The sequence below is a fragment of the Shewanella sp. FJAT-51649 genome, assembly GCF_019457435.1.
Taxonomy (GTDB): domain Bacteria; phylum Pseudomonadota; class Gammaproteobacteria; order Enterobacterales; family Shewanellaceae; genus Shewanella; species Shewanella mangrovisoli.
Window position 1 is genome coordinate 1224306 of the sequence record NZ_CP080411.1, and the last position, 12827, is coordinate 1237132.

Sequence of the window (12827 nt, forward strand, 5' to 3'; positions counted from 1 at the left end):
GATGGCAGATACTACCGTAGAGAAATTGGCCACGGAAGTGGGTAAAAGTGTTGAACGTCTGATTGAGCAATTCTCTCAGGCCGGAATTAAGAAAGGCCAAACTGATAACGTGTCTGAAGCTGAGAAGCAACAGTTACTGGATTATCTGAAGAAGCAGCATGGCGGCGAAAGCGCACCGACCAAAATGACACTGCAACGTAAAACCGTATCGACCCTGAGTGTGGCCGGTAATGGTGGTCAATCTAAAGACGTTAAAGTGGAAGTGCGTAAAACCCGTACTTTCGTTAAACGCGATGTTAGCGAAGCGGCTCTGAAGGCGGAAGAAGAAGCGAAGGCCAAGGCGGAAGCAGAAGCTAAGGCGAAAGCTGAAGCGGAAGCCAAGGCCAAAGCGGAAGCCGAAGCTAAGGCGAAAGCTGACGCAGAAGCAAAAGCGGAAGCCAAGGCGAAAGCGGATGCCGAAGCAAAAGCTAAGGCTAAAGCGGCAACGGATGCGAAACCTGCAAAAGACACTTCGCCAGAAGCGGAAGCAGCACGCATTGAAGCTGAGCGTTTAAAAGCGGTTCAAGCGGAAGCGACTAAGCGTAAGCAAGACGAAGAAGCGGCTAAAGCGGCTGAAAAAGCGCGTCTGTTAGCGGAAGAGAACTCTAAGCGTTGGGACGAAGAAGAGCGTCAACGTAAAGAGGCTGAACGTTATAGCGATCACCATATCACTACCTCTAAAGTGGCTCGTGCTGCTGAAGATTCATCGGATATGGATGAAGAAAAACGTGGTCGTCGTGCACGTAACAAAAATACCGCCAAGACTAAACGTGGTGGTAAAGATGCCCGTGACGGTCGCGAAAAACACATGCGTAACCGTAGCACAGCACCAGAATCAATGGCCCACGGCTTTAACAAGCCAGTTGCTGCTGTGACCCGTGATGTGCGTATCGGTGAAACCGTTACTGTGGCAGAACTTGCCCACTTAATGGCGGTTAAAGCGACTGAAATCATCAAGCAAATGATGAAGATGGGCTCAATGGTGACGATCAACCAAGTGTTAGATCAAGAAACCGCCCAGTTAGTTGCCGAAGAAATGGGCCACAAAGTGGTACTGATCCGTGAAAACGAATTAGAGCAACAAGTACTGTCTGAGCGTGACGAAGAGGGCGGCGTTAAGCTTGAGCCTCGTGCGCCAGTTGTGACCATCATGGGTCACGTTGACCACGGTAAAACGTCTCTGCTCGACTATATCCGCCGCGCGAAAGTGGCTGCGGGTGAGGCCGGCGGTATTACTCAACATATCGGTGCATACCATGTTGAGACCGAAAACGGCATGATCACTTTCTTAGACACCCCTGGTCACGCCGCGTTTACCGCAATGCGTGCCCGTGGTGCTAAAGCGACTGACATCGTTGTACTGGTTGTTGCAGCCGATGACGGCGTAATGCCACAAACCATCGAAGCGATTCAACACGCTAAAGCCGGTAACGTGCCATTGATTGTTGCTGTCAACAAGATGGACAAACCAGAAGCCGATATCGACCGCGTGAAGAGCGAATTAGCGCAACACGGCGTCATGTCTGAAGATTGGGGCGGTGACAACATGTTCGCCTTCGTATCTGCTAAGACAGGTGCTGGCGTTGACGACCTACTCGAAGGCATTCTGCTGCAAGCTGAAGTATTAGAGCTTAAAGCGGTACGTGACGGTATGGCAGCGGGTGTGGTTATCGAATCACAACTGGACAAAGGTCGCGGCCCTGTGGCAACGATTCTGGTTCAAGAAGGGACACTGCGCCAAGGCGACATCGTTCTGTGTGGTTTAGAGTACGGTAAAATCCGTGCGATGAAAGACGAGAATGGTCGTTCAATCACTGAAGCGGGCCCATCTATCCCTGTTGAGATCTTAGGTCTTTCAGGTGTGCCATCAGCCGGTGATGAAGCAACTGTGGTTCGCGACGAGCGTAAAGCCCGTGAAGTAGCACTGTACCGTCAAGGTAAGTTCCGTGACGTGAAATTAGCGCGTCAGCAGAAGTCTAAGCTGGAAAACATGTTCGCGAACATGACCGAAGGCGAAGTGAAGGAACTGAACATCGTTCTAAAGGCAGACGTTCAAGGTTCACTCGAAGCGATTACCGACTCCTTAATGGGTCTGTCTACCGACGAAGTGAAAGTGAACATCATCGCTCGCGGTGTGGGTGCGCTGACCGAAACCGACGCGACCTTAGCTGCGGCTTCTAACGCTATCATGGTTGGCTTTAACGTCCGTGCCGATGCTCAGGCGCGTAAGACTATCGAAAGCGAAAGTGTAGACCTGCGTTACTACAGCGTTATCTATAATCTGATTGATGAAGTGAAGGCGGCGATGACGGGTATGTTGTCACCAGAATTCAAGCAACAGATTATCGGTCTGGCTGAAGTACGTGACGTGTTCAAGTCACCAAAACTGGGCGCAATCGCCGGTTGTATGGTGACTGAAGGTACCATCAAGCGCAGCGCGCCAATCCGTGTACTGCGTGATAACGTGGTGATCTTCGAAGGTGAACTCGAATCGCTACGTCGCTTTAAAGACGACGTTAACGAAGTTCGCAACGGCATGGAATGTGGTATCGGTGTTAAGAACTACAACGATGTCCGCGTGGGTGACCAAATCGAAGTATTCGAAACCGTCGAAGTGGCACGTACACTGTAACGATAAAGAGGGCGGCATTAGCCGCCCTTTCAATTTAATACATTAGCTATGGTAACTCTATTATGGCAAAAGAATTCAGTCGTACACGTCGCATAGCCCAGCAGTTGCAGCAAGAGCTGGCTGTTGTGTTACAACGCGACATGAAAGATCCCCGTATTGGTTTTGTAACCGTTAATGATGTCGATGTGTCCCGCGATTTAAGTTACGCCAAAGTGTTTGTGACTTTCTTCGAAGAAGACAAAGAGCTTGTGCAAGAAAAGCTTAATGCCTTGATTACTGCCGCACCTTATATCCGTACTTTAGTGGCGGGCCGTATGAAGCTGAGAGTCATGCCTGAAATCCGTTTCGTGTATGACAGTTCATTGGTTGAAGGTATGCGTATGTCTAACCTCGTCAGCCAAGTGATCAACAGCGATAAAGCCAAGCAGCAACAGTTTGGTAGCGCCGACGATGTGACTGAGAATGACATCGACGAAGCCGATGACACCGAAGGTAAAGCGTAATGGCGAGACGTTCGAAGGGCCGCTTTATCGACGGTATTGTGTTGTTGGATAAGGCCACTGGCATGAGCTCCAACTTCGCATTACAACGGGTAAAGCGCTTTTTTAATGCCAACAAAGCGGGGCACACGGGAGCGCTCGATCCCTTGGCAACGGGTATGCTGCCTGTGTGTTTAGGCGAGGCGACTAAGTTTTCGCAGCATTTGCTAGATTCGGATAAGCGTTATCTGGTTACCGCAAAACTGGGACAACGCACAGATACTAGCGACTCTGACGGTGAAGTGGTGCAGACTCGCCCGCTCGAGTTCACTGAGGCGCAGTTAATGTCCGCCTTAGAACATTTCCGTGGCGATACCCAGCAAGTGCCCTCCATGTATTCGGCGCTGAAATACCAAGGCCAGCCTTTGTATAAGTATGCCCGCGAGGGGATTGAAGTACCGCGCGAGGCGCGTCCAATCACAGTATTTGAGCTGAACTTCATCAGTCTAGAAGGCGATGAGCTGACCTTAGACATTCATTGCTCTAAGGGCACGTATATTCGCACTATCATCGATGATTTAGGTGAGATGCTTGGTTGTGGTGCCCATGTGATTATGTTGCGTCGTACTCAAGTTGCCCATTATCCCTACGACAAAATGGTCACTCTTGAGCAGCTCGAAGCCTTAGTTGCTAAGGCGCAGGAGGAGCTGCTTGACCCAAGCAGCTTACTGGACTCGCTGCTGCTCCCTATGGATACAGCGGTGGCCGACTTTCCTGAGGTCAATGTGCCAGATGCGAGCGCAGCTTACCTAATGCAAGGTCAGGCGGTACGAGTCTCTGGCCTAGTTGCAGATACACTGGTACGTATTACCTTAGGAAGCGAGCGTCGTTTCGTCGGCATTGGCGAGATGAATGAAGATGGTTTACTGGCGCCTAAGCGTTTAGTCGTGATCCACGACCAAGCTAAAGCATCTTAATTGATTATCTTGGGTTATTAATCCATCGCATTTATTGCGCGCGCCAAGGATTATGGGTAGAATAGCGCGCCCTCTGGCTGAGTTAGTGATCGGCTAGAGATTCACATTTTATATTTGGAGAGACACATGTCACTAAGTACTGAAGCGAAAGCAAAGATCCTGGCTGAATTTGGCCGTGGCGCAAACGACACTGGTTCAACTGAAGTTCAAGTTGCGCTGTTAACTGCTCAAATCAACCATTTGCAAGATCACTTCAAAGAGCACATCCACGATCACCACTCACGTCGTGGTCTGTTACGCATGGTTAGCGCTCGTCGTAAGTTATTAGCTTACCTGAAGCGTACTGAAGCAGCGCGTTACAATGAGCTGATCCAAAAGTTAGGTTTACGTCGTTAATCACGCGTTTACTGACGTAAAAAAGGAGGCTAAGCCTCCTTTTTTATTGCCTCAAATTCAGTGTTCTATACTATCTTCTTCGACGTATTAAGCGCCACATAATCCATCAATATTGCTAATGGTTGCGGTTTGATTGGCAATATACAACGCCTCAAATTCTGCCTGTGGTAACGGTTGGCTAAAGTAGAAGCCTTGACCAATTTGACATTGATTTTGTTTGAGCCAGTCGAGTTGCATCTCGTTTTCAATCCCTTCGGCCACAATCGTCAGATTTAACTGTTTGCCTAGCATTAAAATGGTCGAGGCAATGGCGCTGTCTCCCGGTAAGTCCGACACGAAGCAGCGGTCGATTTTCATGGTGGTGATCGGCAAATGGCGCAGGTAAGACAGGGAAGAGTAGCCTGTACCAAAATCATCGACGGCAATACCAAAACCTGCCGATTTGAGCTGCTCTAACTTGTTGATCGCCAGCTCAATATCATTCATTAACGAGGTTTCGGTGATTTCAATTTCGAGCAATTCCGGTTGGATTTGATAACGCAGCGCCATCTGTTTGATGTCCGACACTAAGCTGGCATCGGCAAATTGCTGTGATGCGACGTTAATGGCAATCGGTATCGCAAAGTTATATTTCTTCTGCCAGTCACGCAGCACACGGCAGCTTTGCTCGATAACCCAACGTCCGATGGGAATGATAATGCCGGTTTCTTCCGCCACTGGAATAAAAGAGATCGGGCTGATTAAGCGGCCATCTTTTTGCCAACGGATCAGGGCTTCACAAGCGGTGATTTTGCCGGTTTGTAAATCCAACTTGGGTTGAAAGTAGAGCAAAAATTCATTGTTTTTCAAGGCATCATGCAGTGATGCTTCGGTGCGGAGACGAACGGCCGCGCGCTCGGTCATCTGTTGCTTAAAGAAGGCCCATTGATTCGAACCAGCAGCCTTTGCGCTGTACATGGCGATATCGGCATGGCGGATAAGATCTTCGGCGCTGTTGCCATCTTCTGGATAGATGGAAATCCCAATCGATGCCGCCGGGTGAATCGCATGTTCATTCAGTTGAATCGGTACATTGAGCTGCACTAACAGCTTATCGACAAAGTCGGCGGCTTGATCGGGGGAGTGGACCGAGTCGGCTAAAATCACGAATTCGTCGCCACCTAGGCGTGATACTGAACCTTTATCACCGACTACACGTTCAAGAATACGAGCGATACGGGCGAGGAATTGATCGCCAAGGGCGTGTCCTAGGGAGTCATTGATATTTTTGAAACGATCTAAGTCAATAAACATCAAAGCAAAACTACTTTTATGAACCCGTGAGCGCTGAATTGTCACGGCAATAGTTTCGAGTAACAGGGTGCGATTGGGCAGGCCTGTTAATGGGTCACGGGTAGCCATCTTACGCAGTTTGGATTGGGTTTGACTGAATTGAATAAGGATCTGGTTAAACTTCGATGTCACTAGGCCTAATTCGTCATCCTTATGGGCATTGGACATAGGCAGCAGGTTTTCATCGGGCGAATCGGGGGAAATCTTATCTATGGCTTCACTGATCCTGGCAATCGGCTGAGTTAAGAAGCGGTGGAATACCACTGATAGCACTAAGGTAAGTAGCAACGCGCGGGCTAAGGTAGCAAAAAAGCTGAAGCGTAACTGGCTAAAGAGGGTGTTGGTGAGTTCTTGCGTGTCGTAAAAAATGGTTAGCGTGCCGATAAGCTGCTGTTTTTGTGTGCCTTCAAAGTAAAAGGGCCGATACAAGGGCCGCGAAATTTCTTTTAAGTCATCAAAGAGTTTGTTGCTAAGGCTGATAAAGGTTTGTGAGTTGTTTTTCTTATTATTGCTCACGGAAACAAACATCGAGCCGTCATCGAGTTCGATTACCGCAGAGCCCACATGCTCTACTTTAATCGCTCCCTCAAGGGTTTGCCTCGCCAAATTATCATCTAAAGCCCAGACGGCGTTGGCGGCGGGTTGTTCTACAGAATCCAGTAATTCCTGTTGCGTGGTAGTGAGTTGCTGCTTGGTGGAGACGACGACGAGGGCGATTTCAACAATAAAGATGGCGATAGCGAAAAAAAGCGCTGTAAAAACGACGAGATTCGTTTGTTTCCAAGTTAGGGATTTAAAGCGACCCGTCATTCAGCTCATCCTTTATTATTGTTTTCGCTATAGGGGTTATTGCAACATTAAGTTACAACATAACTCTTTGTTCGTTTACCCACTTTAGTGAAAAGATAGACCTTTGTCATCATTATCTGCTCTTTATCTATTGTTCCTAATTGCAGTATACTTACGCGCGTAATTCAAGGTCATTAATTAAGGAATGGGTCACGTGAATCCAATTGTAAAGAGTTTTGAGTATGGTCAACATACAGTCACCCTGGAAACAGGTGTCATAGCACGTCAAGCAGACGCTGCCGTTTTAGCTAGCATGGGTGACACGACAGTGTTAGTCACTGTTGTTGGTAAAAAAGAAGCTGAAGCAGGCCGTGACTTCTTTCCTCTGACTGTTAACTATCAAGAAAAGACCTACGCAGCAGGTAAAATTCCTGGTGGTTTCTTTAAGCGTGAAGGTCGTCCTTCAGAAGATGAGACATTAATCGCTCGCCTGATCGACCGTCCAATTCGTCCTCTTTTCCCTAATGGCTTCACAAACGAAGTTCAAGTGATCATTACTGTTGTATCTGTCGATCCACAAATCGAGCCGGATATTATTTCAATGATCGGTACTTCGGCTGCGCTTGCTATTTCGGGTATCCCATTCAGCGGCCCATTAGGTGCAGCGCGCGTGGGTTATATCAATGGCGAATACGTACTGAACCCAACTGTTGAACAGTTAGCGACTAGCCAATTAAACCTAGTTGTTGCTGGTACTGAAAGCGCAGTACTGATGGTTGAGTCAGAAGCTCAAGCCTTACCGGAAGAAGTGATGTTAGGCTCTGTGGTTTACGGTCATGACCAACAACAAGTTGTGGTCAAAGCCATCAACGAATTCAAAGCAGAAGCAGGCAAACCAGCGTGGAACTGGACTGCACCTGTGGCGAACGAAGCCTTAGTTGCTCAAGTTAAAGAATTAGCTGAAGCAGGTTTTGTTGAAGCGTATCAAATTCAAGTTAAACAAGAGCGTTATGCTCAGGTTGCTGTGGTTAAAGCCGCTGCTAAAGAAGCGCTGCTGGCTGCAAACCCAGAAGTGGATTTACGTGAAGTTGACGGTCTGCTCGGTAGCTTAGAGAAGAAAGTGGTTCGTGGTCGCATCATCCGTGGTGAGCCGCGCATCGACGGTCGTGAGCCAGACATGGTTCGTGCATTAAGCGTATTAGCTGGCGTATTACCACGTACTCACGGTAGTGCACTGTTTACCCGTGGCGAAACTCAAGCGCTGGTAACTTGTACTCTTGGTACTGAGCGTGATGCACAGAAGATTGATAGCATCATGGGCGAGCGTACTAACCGCTTTATGCTGCACTACAACTTCCCTCCTTACTCTGTGGGTGAGACAGGTATGGTGGGTTCACCAAAGCGCCGCGAAATCGGCCACGGCAAGTTAGCATGGCGCGGTATCAACGCTGTTATGCCAACGGCTGAAGAGTTCCCGTACAGCGTTCGTGTTGTATCTGAAATCACTGAATCAAACGGTTCAAGCTCTATGGCTTCAGTATGTGGTACGTCTCTGGCGCTGATGGATGCGGGTGTACCCATCAAGACTTCTGTAGCGGGTATCGCTATGGGTCTAGTTAAAGAAGGCGATGACTTCGTTGTTCTGTCTGACATCTTAGGTGATGAAGACCACTTAGGTGACATGGACTTCAAAGTAGCCGGTACTCGTGATGGTGTGACTGCACTGCAGATGGACATCAAGATCGAAGGTATCACCAAAGAAATCATGGAAATTGCACTGCAACAAGCCTACGGCGCACGTGTACATATCCTGAACGTGATGGACCAAGCGATTGGTTCACACCGTGATGATATCTCTGACCACGCTCCACGTATCACAACGATCAAGATCAACCCAGAGAAGATCCGTGATGTTATCGGTAAAGGCGGCGCGGTAATTCGTGCACTGACCGAAGAAACTGGCACTACTATCGAACTGGAAGATGACGGTACTGTAAAGATTGCTTCGTCAAATGGCGATGCAACCCGTGAAGCCATCCGTCGTATCGAAGAAATCACTTCCGAAGTTGAAGTGGGTCGTATCTACAACGGTAAAGTTATCCGCATCGTAGACTTCGGTGCCTTCGTGAACATTCTGCCAGGTAAAGATGGTTTAGTGCACATTTCGCAAATCAGCGATGAGCGTGTTGCTAACGTCTCTGACCACCTTGAACTGAACCAAGAAGTGACTGTTAAGGTCATGGAAGTGGATCGTCAAGGCCGTGTACGTCTGTCAATCAAAGAAGCGCAGACTAAAGAACCTGCTGCTGAATAATCGTCTTTACTGACATTATCGGCGTCAGTTTCGACATGACGTGACCAAAAGGAGATCAATTGATCTCCTTTTTGTTTGTTTAGGTTTAATAAAATTGCGTTTAATGCTATTCCTCAATAGCAGTCCTGAAGTGGGATTGCTATCATGAACATTCTTCTGCGTTAGTTGGGAACCTAAAAAGGTAGAAATGGATGAGTCTTAAAATTAGAACCGCTGTTGTTGCTGTGCTGGCGGGTGCCAGCTTGATGTTGGCTGGATGTGCGACCACTAAGTCTCCCTTAGACAACCAAAATGACGTTGAAGGCAAGTTAGTCATCGCCCCCGTGATGCCTGACTATAAAGTCGAAGTCACCCTTGCCAAGCTGAATGAGATTTTATCGGCGGTAGAGCTAACCAACGAGCAGCGTGCACGTTTTCATTACGATCGCGGCGTGATTTACGACAGTGTCGGTTTACGCTTAATGGCGCGCATCGATTTTATGCAGGCACTTAAACTGCAACCCGATTTAGCCGATGCCTATAATTTTCTTGGTATTTATTACACCCAAGAGGGTGAATACGATAGCGCCTATGAGGCGTTTGATGGGGTATTAGAGCTGTCGCCAAACTATGATTATGCCTACTTAAATCGCGGTATCGCGCTTTATTATGGCGATCGGAACGATCTCGCCTTAAAAGATATGCAGGCATTTTATGCTGGCGACAATAAAGATGGTTACCGCGCCCTGTGGTTATATCTTATCCAGTCAAAGGATAACGCTGAAGAGGCCAAACGTCAGTTACTAGAGCACCGCAAGGGGCTGGAAGCCGATGCTTGGTCAACCGTGATTGTTGATTATTATCTTGGCGTTAAGAGTCGTGATCAGGTTTTTGCCGATGCTAAGTTAGGCCTGACCCATCCGAAAGAATATGCTGAGCGTTTATGTGAAGCGTATTTCTACCTCGCCAAAATCGAAATCGCCAAGAATCAATACCAAGAGGCGGCGAATTATTTCCGTCTGGCCCTCGCGACCAATATCTATGACTTTGTTGAGCACAGATACGCGCGAATTGAGCTAGCAAAAGTTAAAGGTTTGCTCGAAGGCACAAAATAAGCCATATCGCCCGAGGTACATCTCGGGCTTTACCTAGCCAAGTACGCACTGAGGCGCTATAATTTGCGCCTTTTTTAGCGATACGAGTGCATAGGTTAAATGTCAGACAATAAAGTAGAGGTCGATAAACGTCGCACCTTCGCGATTATATCGCACCCCGACGCGGGTAAAACCACCATTACCGAAAAAGTGCTGTTATTCGGAAACGCGCTGCAGAAAGCGGGTACCGTTAAGGGCAAAAAATCGGGTCAGCACGCTAAGTCTGACTGGATGGAAATGGAAAAAGACCGTGGTATTTCGATTACTACGTCTGTCATGCAGTTCCCCTATGGCGGTGCACTCGTAAACCTACTCGACACTCCCGGCCACGAAGACTTCTCGGAAGATACTTACCGTACATTGACGGCGGTTGACTCTTGCCTGATGGTTATCGACTCGGCAAAGGGTGTAGAAGACCGTACCATCAAATTGATGGAAGTGACGCGTCTGCGCGATACGCCTATCGTCACCTTTATGAACAAACTCGACCGTGATATTCGCGATCCCATCGAACTGATGGACGAGGTTGAAGATGTTCTCAATATCGCCTGTGCGCCTATCACTTGGCCTATTGGTAGCGGTAAAGAGTTTAAAGGTGTTTACCATATTCTGCGTGATGAAGTGGTGCTGTACCAGAGCGGTATGGGGCACACGATTCAAGAACGCCGCGTGATTGAAGGCATCGATAACCCAGAGCTGGATAAAGCGATTGGTAGTTATGCTGCTGATTTACGTGATGAAATGGAACTGGTTCGCGGTGCATCGAATGAATTTGATCATCAAGCCTTCTTAAAGGGCGAGCTTACGCCAGTTTTCTTCGGTACCGCTTTGGGTAACTTCGGTGTTGACCATATCCTCGATGGTATTGTGGAGTGGGCACCAAAGCCGCTACCTCGTGAAAGCGATGCGCGGATGATCATGCCTGACGAAGAAAAATTCACCGGTTTTGTGTTTAAAATCCAAGCCAACATGGATCCAAAACACCGTGACCGTGTTGCCTTTATGCGTGTTTGCTCGGGTCGCTATGAGCAAGGCATGAAGATGCACCACGTGCGTATCGGAAAAGATGTTAACGTCAGTGATGCCTTGACCTTTATGGCGGGCGACCGTGAGCGCGCCGAAGTGGCATATCCTGGTGATATTATTGGTTTACATAACCACGGGACCATTCGTATCGGTGATACTTTCACCCAAGGTGAAAAGTTCCGCTTTACCGGTGTACCAAACTTTGCACCTGAAATGTTCCGCCGTATTCGTCTGCGCGATCCGCTCAAGCAAAAACAATTGCTTAAGGGCTTAGTTCAGTTGTCTGAAGAAGGCGCTGTGCAGGTGTTCCGTCCATTAGACTCGAACGATTTAATCGTTGGTGCTGTGGGTGTGCTGCAGTTTGAAGTGGTTGTCGGCCGCTTAAAGAGCGAGTACAACGTTGAAGCGATTTACGAAGGTATTAGCGTTTCAACCGCACGCTGGGTTTATTGTAAAGATGAGCGTAAGCTAGAAGAGTTCCGCCGCAAATGTAGCCAAAACTTGGCGCTCGATGGTGGTGATAACTTAACTTATATTGCGCCAACTATGGTTAACTTAAATCTTTCGATGGAAAGATACCCTGATATCGAGTTCGCTAAAACACGCGAACACTAACAGGTCAGTGACTCTAGGGTAAAAGGCGGTGATTCACCGCCTTTTTTGTATCTACAATTTGGGGATGACACATGATTCATTGGATAACTCAGGCGTGGCGTGCCTATATTCGTTGGTGTGACAAGATGGGGCTGACGCCAGAGAGTCGCCGCTGTTGTATGCCTCGATTGGAGGACCCGCCATTAGCCCGCAATAAGCCGAATTGCCAACAAAAGGCTGCTGCATCCCATGGAGACACAAAATCGGAGTAACGGATTGATGATGTTAGATACCCACGCGCACCTCGATTTCGCAGAGTTTGATAGTGACCGTGAACAGGTTGTGCAGCGTATGCGACAAGCGGGCATCGATAATCTGATCATCCCGGGTGTTTCCCCTCTGCATTGGGCAAAACAATTGGTAATTGCTGAGCAATATCAGTGTTATTTTGCCTTAGGGATCCACCCTTGGTTTTGCCCCGAAGATGTTGATAAGGCAATCTCTGAATTAACATTTCACATTTCTCAGTTACGAGAATGTCCCCGTTTTGTTGCCATTGGTGAATGCGGTTTAGACAAACTTTATGCTGATAATTGGAGCAAACAGTTAGCGTTTTTCGATGCGCAGTTAACACTCGCCCATGAGTTGAACTTGCCCGTTATCGTCCATGCCGTCAAAGCTCACCAAGAGGTATTGTCCCATTTAAAGCGTCATAAACTTCCAAAAGGTGGCGTAATCCACGCCTTTTCTGGTAGCCCCGATATCGCCCTTGAATACACTAAGCTAGGTTTTAAACTCGGCATTGGCGGTTTAGTGATGAATCCCAATGCGAAAAAACTGCTTAAAACCGTCAGTGAACTGCCGCTAGAAAGCTTCCTGCTTGAGACTGATTCTCCAGCCATGACCCCGTTAAATGTTACAGAAAAACGGAACCAACCCGCTAACGCTGTACTTTTTATAGACAAAATTGCAACTTTGCAAAAAAAATCTAGTGTTCTAATATCAGAACACTTGGTGTCGAATGCAATGCAACTGTTTGACCTTTAGTTGTTTTTGGTTAAACAGGTGTAGGTCGCAATAGCATTTTGCTCTAAGCGGTTGAAATTAAACTCCAAA

Annotated in this window: 10 protein-coding genes; 9 read left to right on the forward strand and 1 reads right to left on the reverse strand. The window is 47.9% G+C overall.

The annotated features are described in order from the left end of the window. Position 1 precedes the first annotated feature (1 nt). From infB to rpsO, 4 genes are all read left to right on the forward strand, one after another. Positions 2-2671 carry a translation initiation factor IF-2 gene (infB, locus tag K0H59_RS05565; RefSeq protein WP_088210877.1) on the forward strand — a complete coding sequence of 890 codons (2670 nt, stop codon included), beginning with the start codon at positions 2-4 and terminating at the stop codon, positions 2669-2671. A gap of 62 nt (positions 2672-2733) precedes the next feature. Beyond that, positions 2734-3174, forward strand: a complete 441-nt coding sequence (gene rbfA, locus K0H59_RS05570; RefSeq protein WP_086903703.1) for a 30S ribosome-binding factor RbfA — start codon at positions 2734-2736, stop codon at positions 3172-3174. Then, the gene (gene truB, locus K0H59_RS05575) at positions 3174-4127 is read left to right on the forward strand and encodes a tRNA pseudouridine(55) synthase TruB (protein WP_220054912.1); all 954 of its coding nucleotides are present in this window, start codon (positions 3174-3176) and stop codon (positions 4125-4127) included. Before rbfA ends, truB begins: the two co-directional genes overlap by 1 nt. Positions 4128-4253: 126 nt before the next feature. Beyond that, positions 4254-4523: a 30S ribosomal protein S15 gene (gene rpsO / locus K0H59_RS05580; protein ID WP_011621820.1), complete on the forward strand. Its 270-nt coding sequence runs from the start codon at positions 4254-4256 to the stop codon at positions 4521-4523. 87 nt (positions 4524-4610) lie between these two features. Here rpsO and K0H59_RS05585 read toward each other — a convergent pair whose 3' ends face one another. Continuing rightward, positions 4611-6665 (reverse strand): bifunctional diguanylate cyclase/phosphodiesterase, encoded by a 2055-nt coding sequence (locus tag K0H59_RS05585; protein WP_220054913.1) that lies wholly within the window; start codon positions 6663-6665, stop codon positions 4611-4613. A gap of 193 nt (positions 6666-6858) precedes the next feature. Between K0H59_RS05585 and pnp the strand changes: the two genes are divergently transcribed. The 5 genes from pnp (at position 6859) to K0H59_RS05605 (ending at position 12758) form a co-directional block, all read left to right on the forward strand. Further along, positions 6859-8958: a polyribonucleotide nucleotidyltransferase gene (pnp, locus tag K0H59_RS05590; RefSeq protein ID WP_220054914.1), complete on the forward strand. Its 2100-nt coding sequence runs from the start codon at positions 6859-6861 to the stop codon at positions 8956-8958. Positions 8959-9149: 191 nt separating this feature from the next. Further along, the gene (nlpI, locus tag K0H59_RS05595) at positions 9150-10052 is read left to right on the forward strand and encodes a lipoprotein NlpI (RefSeq protein WP_220054915.1); all 903 of its coding nucleotides are present in this window, start codon (positions 9150-9152) and stop codon (positions 10050-10052) included. Between the two features lie 99 nt (positions 10053-10151). Beyond that, positions 10152-11732 carry a peptide chain release factor 3 gene (gene prfC / locus K0H59_RS05600; RefSeq protein ID WP_011716148.1) on the forward strand — a complete coding sequence of 527 codons (1581 nt, stop codon included), beginning with the start codon at positions 10152-10154 and terminating at the stop codon, positions 11730-11732. Positions 11733-11803: 71 nt separating this feature from the next. Further along, positions 11804-11983: a hypothetical protein gene (locus K0H59_RS21330; RefSeq protein WP_309304159.1), complete on the forward strand. Its 180-nt coding sequence runs from the start codon at positions 11804-11806 to the stop codon at positions 11981-11983. 10 nt (positions 11984-11993) lie between these two features. Further along, positions 11994-12758: a TatD family hydrolase gene (locus K0H59_RS05605; RefSeq protein WP_220054916.1), complete on the forward strand. Its 765-nt coding sequence runs from the start codon at positions 11994-11996 to the stop codon at positions 12756-12758. Positions 12759-12827 lie beyond the last annotated feature (69 nt).

Bases quoted from the DNA above. Each gene is read 5' to 3' on its own strand.
- K0H59_RS05605 (WP_220054916.1), top strand. From the start codon at position 11,994: ATGTTAGATACCCACGCGCACCTCGATTTCGCAGAGTTTGATAGTGAC.
- nlpI (WP_220054915.1), top strand. From the start codon at position 9,150: ATGAGTCTTAAAATTAGAACCGCTGTTGTTGCTGTGCTGGCGGGTGCC.
- infB (WP_088210877.1), top strand. From the start codon at position 2: ATGGCAGATACTACCGTAGAGAAATTGGCCACGGAAGTGGGTAAAAGT.
- rbfA (WP_086903703.1), top strand. From the start codon at position 2,734: ATGGCAAAAGAATTCAGTCGTACACGTCGCATAGCCCAGCAGTTGCAG.
- K0H59_RS21330 (WP_309304159.1), top strand. From the start codon at position 11,804: ATGATTCATTGGATAACTCAGGCGTGGCGTGCCTATATTCGTTGGTGT.
- prfC (WP_011716148.1), top strand. From the start codon at position 10,152: ATGTCAGACAATAAAGTAGAGGTCGATAAACGTCGCACCTTCGCGATT.
- rpsO (WP_011621820.1), top strand. From the start codon at position 4,254: ATGTCACTAAGTACTGAAGCGAAAGCAAAGATCCTGGCTGAATTTGGC.
- truB (WP_220054912.1), top strand. From the start codon at position 3,174: ATGGCGAGACGTTCGAAGGGCCGCTTTATCGACGGTATTGTGTTGTTG.
- K0H59_RS05585 (WP_220054913.1), bottom strand. From the start codon at position 6,665: ATGACGGGTCGCTTTAAATCCCTAACTTGGAAACAAACGAATCTCGTC.